14 protein-coding genes and 1 tRNA gene are annotated in these 14,116 nt (G+C 61.4%); 8 read left to right on the top strand and 7 right to left on the bottom strand.

Translation table 11 applies throughout. The features are described 5' to 3' along the window. Positions 1 to 29 precede the first annotated feature (29 nt). Positions 30 to 227, top strand: coding sequence for a hypothetical protein (locus MF4836_RS17185; protein ID WP_078471254.1), 198 nt, complete (start codon positions 30 to 32; stop codon positions 225 to 227). 5 nt (positions 228 to 232) lie between these two features. Here MF4836_RS17185 and MF4836_RS17180 read toward each other — a convergent pair whose 3' ends face one another. Further along, entirely contained in the window at positions 233 to 466 is a 234-nt protein-coding gene (locus tag MF4836_RS17180; RefSeq protein ID WP_078471253.1) for a hypothetical protein, read from the bottom strand. A gap of 267 nt (positions 467 to 733) precedes the next feature. Here MF4836_RS17180 and MF4836_RS17175 point away from each other — a divergent pair. Then, positions 734 to 809: transfer RNA gene (locus MF4836_RS17175), tRNA-Asn, on the top strand. Positions 810 to 1,000: 191 nt separating this feature from the next. Here MF4836_RS17175 and MF4836_RS17170 read toward each other — a convergent pair. The 3 genes from MF4836_RS17170 to MF4836_RS17160 all read right to left on the bottom strand — a co-directional run bounded on the left by MF4836_RS17170 (position 1,001) and on the right by MF4836_RS17160 (position 5,104). Further along, entirely contained in the window at positions 1,001 to 3,526 is a 2,526-nt protein-coding gene (locus MF4836_RS17170; protein WP_078471252.1) for a TonB-dependent siderophore receptor, read from the bottom strand. 97 nt (positions 3,527 to 3,623) lie between these two features. Further along, positions 3,624 to 4,571: a FecR domain-containing protein gene (locus tag MF4836_RS17165; protein WP_078471251.1), complete on the bottom strand. Its 948-nt coding sequence runs from the start codon at positions 4,569 to 4,571 to the stop codon at positions 3,624 to 3,626. After that, positions 4,568 to 5,104 carry a sigma-70 family RNA polymerase sigma factor gene (locus MF4836_RS17160; protein WP_078471250.1) on the bottom strand — a complete coding sequence of 179 codons (537 nt, stop codon included), beginning with the start codon at positions 5,102 to 5,104 and terminating at the stop codon, positions 4,568 to 4,570. Before MF4836_RS17160 ends, MF4836_RS17165 begins: the two co-directional genes overlap by 4 nt. A gap of 536 nt (positions 5,105 to 5,640) precedes the next feature. Here MF4836_RS17160 and MF4836_RS17150 point away from each other — a divergent pair. Continuing rightward, positions 5,641 to 6,798 carry an MFS transporter gene (locus MF4836_RS17150; protein WP_078471248.1) on the top strand — a complete coding sequence of 386 codons (1,158 nt, stop codon included), beginning with the start codon at positions 5,641 to 5,643 and terminating at the stop codon, positions 6,796 to 6,798. A gap of 95 nt (positions 6,799 to 6,893) precedes the next feature. After that, complete coding sequence (locus tag MF4836_RS17145; RefSeq protein WP_078471247.1) at positions 6,894 to 7,310, top strand: SH3 domain-containing protein; 417 nt, start codon at positions 6,894 to 6,896, stop codon at positions 7,308 to 7,310. Positions 7,311 to 7,372: 62 nt separating this feature from the next. Here the strand turns inward: MF4836_RS17145 and MF4836_RS17140 are convergent, their stop codons facing one another. Next, positions 7,373 to 8,917, bottom strand: coding sequence for a nucleobase:cation symporter-2 family protein (locus MF4836_RS17140; protein ID WP_078471246.1), 1,545 nt, complete (start codon positions 8,915 to 8,917; stop codon positions 7,373 to 7,375). A 239-nt stretch (positions 8,918 to 9,156) separates the two neighbouring features. Here MF4836_RS17140 and MF4836_RS17135 point away from each other — a divergent pair, with 239 nt between their 5' ends. Both MF4836_RS17135 and MF4836_RS17130 read left to right on the top strand, forming a co-directional pair. Next, complete coding sequence (locus tag MF4836_RS17135) at positions 9,157 to 9,609, top strand: hypothetical protein (RefSeq protein ID WP_078471245.1); 453 nt, start codon at positions 9,157 to 9,159, stop codon at positions 9,607 to 9,609. A gap of 25 nt (positions 9,610 to 9,634) precedes the next feature. Further along, on the top strand, positions 9,635 to 10,060 hold the full coding sequence (locus tag MF4836_RS17130) for a DUF4952 domain-containing protein (protein WP_178102958.1): 426 nt from the start codon (positions 9,635 to 9,637) through the stop codon (positions 10,058 to 10,060). A 40-nt stretch (positions 10,061 to 10,100) separates the two neighbouring features. Here the strand turns inward: MF4836_RS17130 and MF4836_RS17125 are convergent, their stop codons facing one another. Further along, on the bottom strand, positions 10,101 to 10,937 hold the full coding sequence (locus tag MF4836_RS17125; protein ID WP_078471244.1) for an arylamine N-acetyltransferase family protein: 837 nt from the start codon (positions 10,935 to 10,937) through the stop codon (positions 10,101 to 10,103). 204 nt (positions 10,938 to 11,141) lie between these two features. Between MF4836_RS17125 and MF4836_RS17120 the strand changes: the two genes are divergently transcribed. Next, positions 11,142 to 11,732, top strand: coding sequence for a GNAT family N-acetyltransferase (locus MF4836_RS17120; protein ID WP_078471243.1), 591 nt, complete (start codon positions 11,142 to 11,144; stop codon positions 11,730 to 11,732). On the opposite strand, the gene MF4836_RS17115 is transcribed toward MF4836_RS17120, so the two are convergent. Further along, a complete protein-coding gene (locus MF4836_RS17115; RefSeq protein WP_078471242.1) occupies positions 11,729 to 13,300 on the bottom strand; it encodes a sensor domain-containing diguanylate cyclase in 1,572 nt (523 codons plus the stop codon). The genes MF4836_RS17120 and MF4836_RS17115 overlap by 4 nt on opposite strands. Before the next feature lie 191 nt (positions 13,301 to 13,491). Between MF4836_RS17115 and MF4836_RS17110 the strand changes: the two genes are divergently transcribed. Next, entirely contained in the window at positions 13,492 to 13,980 is a 489-nt protein-coding gene (locus MF4836_RS17110) for a hypothetical protein (protein WP_078471241.1), read from the top strand. Positions 13,981 to 14,116 lie beyond the last annotated feature (136 nt).

The following is a 14,116-nucleotide window of genomic DNA, read 5'->3' as shown; positions in this document are numbered from 1 at the left end:
CCGCCTCCTCTTCCCTGTCGAGAATGCCTATGAAAAACGATGACCTGCGGGCAGACCGCGACGAGCTTGACCATTTCATCCCACGCCAGCAAAAGCGTGAAAAAAGCCTGGTACTGCAAGTTGCCCTGGGGGTGTTTCTCGGCGGCCTGGCGCTGTGGCTGGTGCAATTGGCTGCGACCACACTGGCCGCCAAGTTCATGCTGGGCACCCTCACCTTCGGCGGCTGAGAAACTCAGCCAGCCAGCTCGGCGGCACGCTGGCTGGCAGCGTCGTCAAAGGCGACATACAAGGATTCGGCAACCTGGCTCTTGATCGCCTTGGCGCTTTCCAGGCCCAGGACAAAACCCTCGGCCTTGCCCCCGGCGCGATTCAGATCCTCGGCGGTGCCGGCCTGGGTAATGGCGTCCCACAACTTGCTGGCCTGTGGACCTACGCCCTTGGGCAGGCTGATCTGGTCGATGCTCATGCGAACACCTCCCACAGGGCGCAGAAAATGGCAGGTGCAACGGGTGAAACCATGAAGCGGGTCATAAAGCGTACCTTTGCGGCTTGAGGCCGGCAGCGCGTGAAACCACTTCCGGGGCGCCATGGTAGACCGCTACCGCCGTTCTGGTAACCGCCAACTGCCGATTGACCCTTAACCGCCGCGCGCGCGACGGTTGACCCCCCCAGCACCGACAAAATCGCTTCTCGCGCTTGACTTCTCTTTTCCAATCAGTAAGATACGGCGCATTCCGCGATAGCTCAGTTGGTAGAGCAAGTGACTGTTAATCACTGGGTCCCTGGTTCGAGTCCAGGTCGTGGAGCCATACAAGGTTGCGGAGAAGGCTTTCAAAAGCTCTGAAACCACCAAAAAACCCGCCTTCTGGCGGGTTTTTTCGTTTTGGCCTGGCGCTGGTTGCTCGCCGTTTTAAACAGCGTTGCGCTGAATGAGCCCAAACCGGTCACGGGCCATCGCAGACGAGGGAGGTTACCCCTCGCCCACGAAGCGGCTACCGGCTTAGAAGCTGTATTTGGTGCTCACCATCAAGTTGCGCGGCTCGCCGTATGAACCGCTGTAGAAGTTGCTATCCAGGGAACTGATGTACTTCTTGTCAAACAGGTTGTTGACCGTGGCAGTGGCCGACCACTGGGGCGTCAGTTGATAGCGGGTCATCAGGTTCACGGTAGCGTAGTCGCCCTGCTTGACCTGTGTCGGGGCAGGCAGGCGCCCGCTATCGATCGTCATGTGGATCCCGCTTTGCCAGTTCACACCCCCGCCTATGGTCAGGCGATCCAACTCGCCGGGCAGGCGGTAGGTGGTCCAGATTTTCAGCAGATCGGCAGGGATCGTGGTTTTGATCCGCTCGTGGTCATCGTCCTTGACCACGCTGTGGCTGTAACTGGCAGCCAGGTTCCAGTCCGGTAGCAGCTCGCCGCTGGCTTCCAGATCGACGCCCCGGGTCCTGGTCTTTTTCGCCACATAGGCCGTCAATGTATCGCTGCCAGCGACCATGCCATCGGCCACGGCATCATTCTCCAGATCAACTTCGAACAACGCGATGGATGTGTTCAGCCGACCGTCGTAGTAATCACTTTTGAGGCCGATCTCGTAGTTGTTGCCTTCCCGGGGATCCAGCATCTTTCCCGCGCTGGTGCGGTACGGCTGCGGCTTGAAGATGCTGGTGTAGCTGGCATAGACCGAGTGGTTGGGAGTCAGGTCGTAAACCACGCCGGCATAGGGCGTGACCTCACCGTTGACCCGCAATGTATCGTCGGTGTTATAGGCCACCATGTTGGCCACGTTGTAGTGCAGCGAGGCATCGTAGCGGTAGTTGCTTACCCGTGCCCCGAAGATCAGCGATAGCTCATCGGTGGGCTTGAGACGAGTCGCCAGGTAGGCGCCATTCTGCCATTGGTCGATGTTGTCGTCTTCGCGGTTGAAATTGTAGGCAGCGCGGGGCGCATAGTTGTCCCAGCTGTAGATATTCACCGGTTTGCCACTGACGCCGTTGTTGCTGGTGCCATTGGCCAGCAGGTTGCCAAAGCCGTTGCGGCGGTTTTCGTAGTCCTGGAAGTTGAAGCCAAACACCAACTCATGCTCGCGCCCCATGAACTGGAACGGGCCCGAGAACATGATATCCAGGCCTTTTTGTTCCTGGGTGTTGTCACCCTTGGTTGCGGTGTAGCTCAGGCCGCTGCCGGTCTGCGCGTTAACGAAACCGGTGGTGGTACCGACGATGATCGAGTCGTAATCCCGGGTGCCATACATGGCGTTGGCGGAGACTTTCAAGGTCCAGTCATACGCCAGCTTGTGCTCGATCGAGGCGAAGGTGTTCACCGATTCCTGGCGATTGCTGCTGTCGCGGCTGGCAGGGTTATCGCTGCGCGAGGTGTGCAGGCGATTGCCCTTGCTGTCGAGCAACGGCAACCCGGTGGTGGAGAACCCACGCGGGTCATTGTCGAGGTACTCGACACCCAGGGTCAGCAGCGTGCTGTCGCTCACATCAGCTTCCATCACTGCATAGAGGATGGTTTTTTCCTGCTGCAGATGATCGGTAAAACTGTTGCCCTGCTGATAGGCCGCCACTGCACGCCCGCGCAAAGCACCGTTCTCGGTGAGCGGGCCGGACACATCCACTTCGCTGCGATACAGGTTCCAGGAGCCCATGCCGGCACTGATGTACCCCTGAAACGTCGAGGTCGGTTTTTTGCGAATCAGATTGATTGTGCCGGAAGGATCACCAGCCCCGGACAGCAACCCTGAAGCCCCGCGCAGCACCTCGACCCGGTCATAGATCGCCATGTCGGACAGCGATTGCGGCAAGGCCTGGGTGAAGGCAAAGGACGTGGTGGGCATGCCGTCATATTGATAGTTATCAATGGCCAGACCCCGGGAGAAAACATACAGCCGGTCACTGCCCGGGCTTTGCACGTTGATTCCGGGCGTCTGTTCCAGCACCTGCCCGATACTGCGCAAGTTCTGGTCGTCGATGCGCTGGCGGGTCATAACGCTGACCGACTGCGGCGTTTCGCGCAGTGAAAGGTTCAGTTTGGTCGCGGTGCTGGTCACACCCGTGGTGTACGAGCCCGTCCCCTCAGTCGTGCCCTCCATTTCCTGGGCATCGATGCGGACGGCGCCAAGATCCAATGCTCCGTTAGGCTCCAGGCGGGAGACCAGATAGGTTCTTGCATCAATCTTCTGTGCCCGCAGACCGCTGCCTTCGAGCAATACGGCGAACCCCTGCTCGATGCTGTAGGCGCCATTCAACCCGGAAGTCTTGCGCCCGGCGGCCAAGCTGGCATCGAACGACACCACCACCCCGGCCTCTGCGGAGAAGCGGGTAATCGCCGCCCCCACCGGGCCTGCCGGGATCCTGAAGCTTCGCTGTTCGGTACTGGGCTGAGCCTGCCCGGCGTTGACGCCCATGGGCGTCAGGAGCATGCACTGCAAGGCCAGGCTTGCGCAGAGAATGGCCTTGGCCAGCGGCGATTTGCGAGCCCGATAGGGGCGATCATCAAGGTAGTTGATTTGCCGGGGGGACATGAAAGCTCCTGAAATGTTTGGCAGAGTTTTATAAGTTCAGGAGTAGGTCGAACAGACTCGGGCCTTTCTACAGAGACCCGAGTGATTTTTTTGCCGATCAGGTTTTCTTCAGCACACGGGTCCAGTAGCGGGTGCGCTGGAGCACCTGCACCGGAAGTGCACGAGCGATGGCGGCCAGGGCCAGCTCGGTGTTGTCCAGCGGGAACACACCCGACAGGACCAGGCTGCCTGCGTCGTCCGAGCAACCCAGGTAGCCCGGACGATAGCGGCTCAACTCGCCAAGCAGACGCTGCAAGGGCCAGTCGTCAACCCGCAACAAGCCCTCCACCCAACTGTCACTGCCCAGCGCCGCCGCTTGCAGTGGGCCGAAATCGTCGCGGCTGAAACTCATCGTCTGCCCGGCGTCGACCCTTTGAGTCCGACCGTTACCCAGGCGGACCTGCACCGCATGTTCCGACACGCTCAACGTGGTAGTGCCGGCATGCTGCCGCACGTCAAACCGGGTGCCCAACGCCTGCATATCGCCCTGGGCGCTACGCACGATAAAGGGCCGGGGGTCTTTGCCGGTCTGGACCTGGATTTCCCCGGCCCGCAGCTTGATCAAGCGCACTTGGGCGTCGAACTGGATATCCACAGCGGTCGAGGTGTTGAGGGTCAGCCGGGTGCCATCGGCCAATTGCAGGCTGCGCCGCTCGCCGATCGCGGTGCGCTGATCAGCCATCCACAGGGGTGCCTGCCGGTAGCCCGACCACCCCAGACCGCTGACACCACCGATCACGATGATTCCTTTGAGCAGTGAACGACGGTTCAGCTGCGCCAGCGCGACAGGCGCGTGATCAAGCACCTCGTACGCCATGGCACTCGGCAGTTTGCCCAATTGCAGTTGCAGTCGCTCAACTCGCTGCCAGGCCCAGTGGTTGGTCGGGGTTTCCATGCACCAGCGGCGCCAGGCGTCTTGCAGCGCCGTATCGTCTGGCGCCCCCGACCGGCGGGCTAACCATTGTGCTGCAGCGCGCAATGCCTGACGTTTTTCGTCGGCAGTCACAGCTCGGATTCCAGGGCGAACAACAGGCAATGCTCGGAAGCCTTGGCCACATACTGGGTAATTGAACTGACCGATACCCCCAGTTTGGCGGCGATTTCCTTGTAGCCCATGCCCTGCAATTGCGAGAGGAGAAACGCCTGTTTCACCTTGCGCCCCAAGCCGTCGAGCATGGCATCTACCGCATGCAGCGCTTCGACCATCAGCAGCTTGTCTTCAGGTGACAACGCATAGGCCTCCGGCTGCTGGGCCAGCGCTTGCAGATAAGCCTGCTCCAGCGCTCTACGGCGGAAACTGTCGACCATCACTCGCCGTGCGATAGTCGCCAGGTAGTAGCGAGGCTTTTGCAGCAGAGGAGTGGCCGGGCCTTTGCGTTCACTGAGCAGCAACCGCACAAAGGTGTCCTGGGCCATGTCTGCCGCCTGATGAGAACATCCCAGGCGCATCCGCAACCAGCGCACCAACCAACCATGGTGGTCACAGTACAGGCTGGTGATGGACTGAGGAGCTTCGGGTGGAGAGGCACCGGAGGACATGGTAATGATACGCAGTTGAGAACCAATCTCAATTTAACCGAAAAGGCATTCTGATGGCAATTACACGTAGACCAGCGTGCTCTCGATACCCGCAATTGCTTTGCCCTCCGGGCCTGGCGTAGGCTGTGCGACTCTTTTAATCCGACCCGACCAATCCGATGTATGTCCCTGCCCTATCCGCTTGCGCTTTTACCTCAATGAGCCCAACGGACATCCTCGCCGTCACCCGACACGACTGCGCGATCAATCGCCGGCGCCGCAGCGTGCTGTTCGCCTTCACCTTCTCGCCGCACCACGCCACCCACGGTTGCGACTGAACCCCGCGCGACTTTGATACCCCGGCAGCCCTGATGCCACGGATCAAAGCTGTTGACGCCTTTCACCGCAGAACCCGAAACCGCTAGCGCCCCCGCGCTTCGGAACCTCGTGCTGCGTCCAGAAAAGCGCCTTGCCCGGCAGTCATGTACAGGCCCGGCCCTTGCGGCCAGACCATGGAACAACCTCGATGCCTGATAACCCAGGCACAGGCACTTTTTATGAACAGCAAACTATTAGCAGCACTTATTCTCGGCATCTCGATCGTCGGCCTCAGCATCGGCTCGACAGTACCGGTGATTGCGCTACGCCTGTACCAGGCCGGCGCCTCCAATGCACAGATCGGCATCATGTCGGCACTGCCCGCCGCCGGGATGATGCTCTCGGCCTTCCTGGTGGACTGGCTGTGCCTGAAACTCAGTCGGCGGCAGATCTACCTGCTGTGCTTCAGCCTGTGTGCCTTGAGCATCGCCCTGCTGGAGATTCCCGGCGTCGGCCTCTATGGCCTGGGCATGGCGCGCATTGTCATGGGCCTCGGCGCCGGCCTGATCATCATCCTCGGGGAAACCTGGGTCAATGAAATGGCCGAAGAGGCCACCCGCGGGCGCATCATCGCGGTCTACACCACCTGCTTCACAGTGTTCCAATTGATCGGTCCGGGCCTGGTCGCCCTGCTGGGTACCGACGGCCCCCAGGTGCTGGCCATCGTTCTCGCCGGCTACGTACTGGCCATCGCGGTGATCTGGCTGACCCTGCCCCATCAGCACATCCTGGCCGATCACACCCAGAGCAAGACCTTTTCGGTGCTCGGCTTCATCCGTGTGGCGCCGGCCCTGTGCGTGGGCATCCTGTTCTTCGCGTTCTTCGATACGGTGATTCTCTCGCTGTTCCCGGTCTATGCCGCAGGCCACGGCTACAGCATCAAGCTCGCAGCCTTGATGGTCAGCATCATTCTGCTCGGCGACGCAGTGTTTCAGTTTCCCCTGGGCTGGCTATCGGACAAGACCGGCCGCGCCGCCATCTACCTCGGCTGCGGGTTGGTGTCACTGCTGATCGGCTTGGGCCTGCCGCTGCTGATCGGCTATCCGGCACTGCTCTGGCCCAGCCTGGTGGTACTCGGGGCCGCGGCCGGCGGGGTGTATACCCTGGCAATCATCCTGATCGGGCAAAAATTCAGCGGCCCGGACCTGGTCACGGCCAATGCCAGTGCCGGCCTGCTATGGGGCATCGGCAGCCTGCTCGGGCCGCTGCTCAGCGGCGCCGCCATGAGCGGCGGCTCCCATGGTTTGCCATTGACCCTCGCGGCCACCGCAGCGGTGGTGGTGCTGTTTGCCTGCTCGCTGCTCAGGCAACACCAGGCGCAACAGATCACGGAGTAATACGCGCCAGCCAAAGGGCATGTAGCCGGGGTGGGCAGCCTCGGCTTTTGTCACTACTATCGCGCCACCCGCCCCCTCGCCCTGGACCCACACCGATGGACCGATCCCTGCGCCTGCTGCCGTCCTGCCTGCTGCTCAGCCTGCTGCCCCTGGCTGTCGCCCAGGCCGAAACCATTGATTGCGACACCCTGGGCGACAACGCGTCCCTGGAGGCTGGCAGCTATCGTCCGCCCCTGGAGGCCACCGTCATCGACCAGGGCCGACTGTATTTCCACAGTGCTCCCAGCCCGGCCTGCATCAACAAGAAGCTGTTTGTCATCCCGGGTGACAGCCTGACGGTATATGCCTCCAGCCAAAGCGGCTGGGCGCAGGTGATGTACATCGCCAAGGACGGTCAGGACTACAGCGGCTGGGTCGAAGAAAAACGCCTGAAACTGGGCGACCACTACGGTGGCAACGATGCCGACGACGCCGAACCCGCGCCCGAGCAGCAAGCGCCTGCAACCCCATGAACAAAAAAACCGACGCCCTTGGGGGCGCCGGTTTGCTCAGGCTTCACTGCTGTCGGACGCACCTAGACCTTGCTGGTCTCGGCTGCGCTTCTGGCATGGCCGACCGCCGGCCCTTCCCCCCCATGTGCGCCCGCCTTGCCAACCGGCTCGACCACCACCGGCACTTCATTGCCTTCGGCATCGTGCAACTTGCCATCGCTGAAGTAATCGCCCTCGCGCAGCGCCGCCAGATCCTGGAAGCGCAGGGTGCGTTCGGTGCCCGCGGCAAATACTGACTGCTGATCCGAGTTGCCGGTGGTGAAATGGTTGAAGGTCAGGTTGAGGATAATCGCCATGATCGCCGACGAACTGATGCCGGAATGGAAGATAGTCGCGAACCAGCTGGGGAAATGATCGTAGAAGTTGGGTGCCGCGATCGGAATCATGCCGAAGCCAATGGAGGTGGCAACGATGATCAGGTTCACGTTGTTGCGATAGTCGACCTTGGACAAGGTGCGAATGCCGCTGGCCGCCACGGTGCCGAATAATACGATACCGGCGCCGCCGAGTACCGAGGTCGGTACGGCAGCGATCACCCGCCCCATGAATGGCAGCAGGCCGAGGATCACCAGGAACACCCCGCCGGTGGCCACCACGAAGCGGCTCTTGACCCCGGTGACCGCCACCAGCCCGACGTTCTGCGCAAAGGCGCTCTGGGTAAAGGAACCGAAGATCGGTGCCAGCACGCTCGACAGCATGTCGGCCCGCAAGCCGTTGCCCAGGCGCTTGGAATCGACCTTGGTGTTGATGATTTCACCGACCGCGAGAATATCGGCCGAGGTCTCCACCAGTGTCACCATCACCACGATGCACATCGACAGAATCGCCGCCAGATGGAAGGTGGGCATGCCGAAGTGGAAGGGGGTCGGCAAGCCGAACATCGGCCCCTGGGTCACGCCGGAAAAGTCCGCCATGCCGACCATGACCGCGATCAACGTGCCAAACACCATCGCCAGCAGGATCGACAGGCGAGAAATGGTCGCACTGCCGATTTTGCTCAACAGCAGCACCAGCACCAGGGTGATTGCCGCCAGGCCGATATTGGACATGCTGCCGAAATCCGCCGCCCGGCTGTTGCCGCCCATGGCCCAGCGCGCGGCCACCGGCATCAGCGTCAGGCCGATGGTGGTGATGACAATGCCGGTCACCAACGGTGGGAAAAACTTGGTGATACGCGAGAACACCGGAGTAATCAGCAGCCCGATCAACGAAGCGGCGATCACCGCCCCCAACACCGACTGAAAACCACCTTCGCCGCCACTGCTGACAATCGCCACCATGGTCGAGACGCCGGCGAAGGACACCCCCTGAACCAGCGGCAAACGGCAGCCAAAGAATGGAATGCCCAGGGTTTGCAGCAAGGTTGCCAGCCCCCCTGCGAACAACGACGCAGCGATCAGCAGACCGATTTCCGCCGCAGACAGCCCGGCCGCCTGGCCGACAATCAGCGGTACCGCAACGATGCCACCGTACATGGTCAGCACGTGTTGCAGGCCGTAGGCCATGTTGGCGCCCAGACCCAGGTTTTCATCTTCCGGGCGCTGCTGTGAATCGAGGGGGGTAGTCATGGTTTGGGGTTCCCTGTTTTTGTTATGGGCACACTGTATTCAACATCCAAGACAACTGTCCATACAATTGTATACAGTTTGTCGGACAATACAGGACGGATTTTGTGCCATAACACCCCACTGATGCTTCGCAACTCCCGTCCAAGTGGCTCCGGACGAGCAACGATCCGGGCCCAGGATATAAATCACTGGCTGCTGAGCCCTGCTAGAATGCCGCCTCGCCCTCTTCGCCTCGACTCATGCAAACGATCGAACGATTCGCCCTGCAGCCCCACCATGGCTCGCCGCAGACCGACCCCGCCGATGCGCTCCTGATCGTCGACGGGCAAGTGTCCGCGCTGCGTATTCCGGGCCGGCTACTGCGGCGTCAGTACCAGACCGCACTGGGCTATGTGCTGATTACCGAGCTCGACTACTGGGTCGAAGAAGCTGTCCTTGTGGTGCTGGTCAGCCTCGACTTGCAACGGGTATTGGCCCACCGCACGCTGACACGCTGGTACAGCTCGTATTACCTGGAAGAGGTGGCGTGGCAGGATGATCGGCACTTTTACCTGACCATCGAAGGACTTGAGCACTACCGCTTTTATTTCACCCTGCGCCTCCGGCACTGGCCCCTGGTCAGCCCGCGATTGGGCATGCGCTGCCGGCGCCTGGACCGTAAAAGCGGGAAATGGACATTCGACCCCTGGTAAGGGCCCCGGCCCAGGAAACCCCACATTGAACCGACGTACATGGACCCGCTGGCTGCCGGTGGCGCTCCTGCTGCTGATCAGTAGCGCCCACGCAGAACTGAGCTGCGATGACTTTCTGGCGAATGCTGGCGGCAAGCCTGCCTACCTGGAGTTTCTCGAGTGTCATCAGGAGCCCGAGCTCCAGGGCGCCCCGTTCCGGGCCACCTACCGCCTGCCGGGGCGCGAGGTGTACAACGCTGAGCGCTATGCCGCCGAACGCTTCGCCATGAAGCCGCTGCGCCGCTCCTGCTGCATCTGGGATGCGCCCCCGGGCTTCTTCCGCGATCCGCATACCGGAATCGGTTACTCGGTCTTCATGGGCTCAGGAGAAACCCCGGTCAACCGTCGTGAAGCACTGCAGGACATCGACTTTATCTACCTGCGCGTCGACGCCTACGCTGAAGACCCTTAGGGCCGAGAGCGACTGGAGGCGTCCGCCAGCGCAGTGTCAGTCACACCGCCGCGGGTTCGCTGATCAGTTGCGCAACCACCTCGCGCAACGCCGGGTGCTGCGGCAAGCGGATCCGAAACTCGCGCTGCAGCAAGTCGAGCAGTTCATCCGCATCGCTGATCTGTCGCCGCTCGCTGGGCTGGCCCATGCGGTGCAGGGCATAACTGCCGTTGTTGAGCGTCCGGCGCCAGCCGTCACCGGTCAGCGCGGCTTTCAATTGCCCGAGAAATGGCGAGCGGCTGTGGGTCGAGACGTACCAGTTGCCCATCTCGTAGTCGGCGTCGCCCTGCACCTGCAGATCGAACACATACATGGGTCGCCACTCGCCCATGACCTTGGCGCGCAAGGCATAACCGCTATCGCGCCGGACGATGCAGTACGGCTCGTGGGGCGTGGCCTGCTCCGCATCGGTGTCCAGGCGCAGCGGAGCAGTTGGCACCATGCCGCCAAAACCGACATCCACCGAATACTGCACGTCGTCGAGGGTCACCAGCGCCAGGCGATGGGTGCGCGAAGTCAGGGCATCTTCCGGCCCGCCCAGCACCACGCGCCCGGTAATGCCCCGGGCCTGGAACCCGAGATGCTGCAGCAGTGCCAGGTACATCTGATTGAGCTCGTAGCAATAGCCGCCACGGCCGTCATGCAGGATTTTTTTCTCGACCGTCGGCAAATCGATGGGCACCGGCAGCCGCAGCAGGGTCGACAGGCTTTCGAAGGCAAAGGTGCTGGTGTGGCGCAGTTGCAGCCGGCGCAAGGTGTCCAGGGTCGGCGCGGGTGCGGCATCGAAGCCGAGCTGGTGCAGGTAGAGGTCGAAGTCCATCACAGCGGGTTGGCTCATAGTGCGGTCCTTGTCCACAAGGTATTACGAAGGTATGGCGGGCCAGTCTTGGGAATCGCGGGCTATGTATAAGTCATAACGGGCACGGCTCGACAATTGATTTAGCCAATCAGTTTTATGGCATTGGCCCTGGATTGGATCTTGCCAAGGCCACCGCGCTTGCCTGTAATACCGTCTGCCCGCCCCCGAATTAGAAGGCCCCGCATGCAAACCCTGGAAGGCCCGCGAATCATCCTGCGCCCGCTGCTGCCCAGCGACGCCGAGGCCCTGGTCGACGCCGCGCAAGATGGCGAGCTGTGGAACCTGCCATTCACCGTGGTGCCTTCGCGGGATACGGTCCACTCCTACATCGCACAGGCCTTGAGCGGGCGGGATGCCGGAACGGTACTGCCCTACGTCACGGTGCTGAAAACCACCGGTCAGGTGATCGGCTGCACGCGTTTCTGGAAGGTCGACCGTCAGCACCGCAAGCTGGAAATCGGCAGTACCTGGATCGCCAGCCGCTGGCAGCGAACCTTCGTCAACACCGAGGCCAAGTACCTGATGCTGCGCTACGCCTTCGAATCCCTGGACTGCGTACGGGTGCAATTCACCACTGACGAAATCAACCAGAAATCGCGCCAGGCCATCCTGCGCCTCGGGGCCCAACAGGAAGGCATCGTGCGCCATGAGCGGATCATGCCCGACGGCCGCAAGCGCAACTCGGTGCGTTTCAGCATCATTGACGATGAATGGCCCGCAGTACGCCGACAACTGGAAAGCAGACTCGCGCAGCAGGTGGAGGGACAGGGCTAGCGGTCAGAACGCAGCAGTGGCGCGGCCGCCTCTTCCATGGACAGCACCTCCACCCGGTTGCGCCCTCCCTTCTTGGCCTGATACAGCGCTGCGTCCGCGCGCTGGATAAAGGCCTCGATACTGTCCGCCCCTCGAGGCACAAAGGCGTAGCAGCCCAGGCTCACCGTCAGGCGACCCGTGGGAGAACCACCGTGCTCGATATTTTGCTCCATGACCCGGAGGCGAATCTGCTCGGCGATGGTCAGGGCGCCCTGGATATCAGTGTCCGGCAACAGCACCGCGAATTCTTCGCCACCGTAGCGCACCGCCAGGTCGGCCTTGCGCTGGCAGCAGTTTTTCAAGACCTGCGCCACTTCGGTCAGGCAATGGTCTCCCGCGACGTGGCCGTAGGTGTCGTTGTAGCTTTTGAAGTAATCGATATCGAGCATGATCAGGCTCAGCGGGCTTGACTGGCGCGCTCCGCGCCCGAACTCGATTTCCAGGGCCCGCTCGAACAGCCGCCGGTTGGCCAGCCCGGTCAGGCTGTCATGGGTGGCAATCACCTCCAGCGCCTCCTGAGCCTTGCGCAGGTCAGCCTCGATACGCTGGCCGTCACGCACCTGATGCACAAACACCCAGCCGAACAAGCCGATACCGAGCACCACCAGGGCCACAATCACGCTGGACTGATAAGCCGTGGCGTACCACCCCTTGAGGATCGCATCCCTTGACGTTGCGGCGGCCACCACCAGCGGGTAGGCCTCCAGCTGCCGATAGCCATACAACCTGACCACGCCATCCACTACCGAGGTGATCATCGCGTTGCCGTAGAGCGAGTTGGGCAAATACTTCTGGAAAATTTCGCCACGGCTCAGCGAAGCACCGATCTGCCGCTCTTCAAAAGGCCGACGCGTCAACAAGGTGCCATCGGACAAGGCCAGGAACATCGTGCCGTCGTCATCGATATTGAAACTTTTGAAGAACTGATCGAAGTAAGCCAACTTGATCCCGGCCATCAGCACGCCCTGGAAGTTGCCCTGCTTATCGTTGATCCGGCGCGACAGGGGAATGATCCACTCGCCGTTTTCCCGACTGCGAATCGCCGGGCCGATATGCACCAGCAACGAGGCATTCTGCTGGTGGAAGCGGAAATAATCACGGTCCGCCACCCCTTCCCCACGCGGCAGATCATCGAAGGATGTCACCACCCACTGCCCATGCTTGTCGAACATGAACAGCCCGCTCAGTTGTTGCAGCGCCTGCACTCGCCGGGAAAAGGTACTGTGCAATCGTGCGGCCGCCGCCCCTTCATAACCATCAGCCTGGACCCACTCGGCCAGGCTGGTCAGCACCAACTCGGCCTCCATAAAGGTGTCTTCCGCCTGCTGCGCCATGGCGCGCGTCAGGTTGATCGACACCACCTCCGCCATCGCCAGATCATGGCGCCGCGACTGTTCCAACTGCAGGTACAACAGACCACACAGGCACAGGCAAACCGTCGCGATAAATGCCACCGCAGCCTTGAGCAGAGGGAGGCGTTTCAGCGAGCCATCGGAGGTGGAGTGCGGGTCATGAATGGGGATAGGCAAAAGCATCATCCTGAAGGGGAAGGCATGAGCCAGCGCCCAAATCCCTTGATGTCGGTGAGCTTAGCGTAAGGGCCGATAGCGGGCAAATGAACCCCGGCGGTCAACAGTCGGCTTGGCGGACTGGCCAGCGCAGGCCAAGGTGCAGTAACTTGAGGCGCTACCCCACACTCACCACACGATAGGAAATCGGAATGAGTAAGGCTGATGAGCTCGCTGCCAAGCTAAAGCAAAAACAACAAGGCCGCGCCGACAAGGAGGCCAGCGCAGACAAAACCATCGAACTCTGGCCCGTCCAGGTCAACGAGTTGTACCAGCAGATCGAAACCTGGCTGACGCCCGTGTCCGAGGCCGGCCTGGGCATCCGCCGCAACGCCACCCGGGTCTTCGAGAGCACGCCTTCCGGCGCCACCTTCAACTACGCCATCGATCAACTGGTGCTCGAAGGCAACCACACCAGCATCACCTTCGACCCCATCGCACGCTTCATCCCGGGCGCCACCGGACGCATCGACATCCATGCCAAAGGCCAGGAAAAATACCTGCTGCGCACCGCCAGCGATCATGGCGAAGGGCATTGGATGATTCACACGGCTCCGCAATCGGGGCGACCGCAGCAGGAGCCTGTGGAGTTCAATGAAGACAACCTGCTGACGGTGGTGGAGGAAGGGTTGGGGCTTTGACGAAGTGACCGATATAGCGTGATTGGCGGACCCGACCAAGGTCCGCCAGTCCCCAATCAATTACTGATAAACTTCGCGCCGCCCTGCTTACGCCCATCAGGCCCGCGCGCACCTGCGCACCAGCCGAACCACAGCG

This window comes from Pseudomonas sp. MF4836 (assembly GCF_002018875.1).
Classification (GTDB): Bacteria; Pseudomonadota; Gammaproteobacteria; order Pseudomonadales; family Pseudomonadaceae; genus Aquipseudomonas.
The sequence above is the reverse complement of the archived record's forward strand: the minus strand, read 5'-3'. Positions and strand labels throughout refer to the sequence as shown.

What these genes read in the sequence shown, in the direction of transcription:
- MF4836_RS17185 (WP_078471254.1), top strand. Translation starts at nt 30, where the DNA reads ATGAAAAACGATGACCTGCGGGCAGACCGCGACGAGCTTGACCATTTC.
- MF4836_RS17170 (WP_078471252.1), bottom strand. Translation starts at nt 3,526, where the DNA reads ATGTCCCCCCGGCAAATCAACTACCTTGATGATCGCCCCTATCGGGCT.
- MF4836_RS17150 (WP_078471248.1), top strand. Translation starts at nt 5,641, where the DNA reads ATGAACAGCAAACTATTAGCAGCACTTATTCTCGGCATCTCGATCGTC.
- MF4836_RS17120 (WP_078471243.1), top strand. Translation starts at nt 11,142, where the DNA reads ATGCAAACCCTGGAAGGCCCGCGAATCATCCTGCGCCCGCTGCTGCCC.
- MF4836_RS17135 (WP_078471245.1), top strand. Translation starts at nt 9,157, where the DNA reads ATGCAAACGATCGAACGATTCGCCCTGCAGCCCCACCATGGCTCGCCG.
- MF4836_RS17160 (WP_078471250.1), bottom strand. Translation starts at nt 5,104, where the DNA reads ATGTCCTCCGGTGCCTCTCCACCCGAAGCTCCTCAGTCCATCACCAGC.
- MF4836_RS17145 (WP_078471247.1), top strand. Translation starts at nt 6,894, where the DNA reads ATGGACCGATCCCTGCGCCTGCTGCCGTCCTGCCTGCTGCTCAGCCTG.
- MF4836_RS17110 (WP_078471241.1), top strand. Translation starts at nt 13,492, where the DNA reads ATGAGTAAGGCTGATGAGCTCGCTGCCAAGCTAAAGCAAAAACAACAA.
- MF4836_RS17140 (WP_078471246.1), bottom strand. Translation starts at nt 8,917, where the DNA reads ATGACTACCCCCCTCGATTCACAGCAGCGCCCGGAAGATGAAAACCTG.
- MF4836_RS17125 (WP_078471244.1), bottom strand. Translation starts at nt 10,937, where the DNA reads ATGAGCCAACCCGCTGTGATGGACTTCGACCTCTACCTGCACCAGCTC.
- MF4836_RS17180 (WP_078471253.1), bottom strand. Translation starts at nt 466, where the DNA reads ATGAGCATCGACCAGATCAGCCTGCCCAAGGGCGTAGGTCCACAGGCC.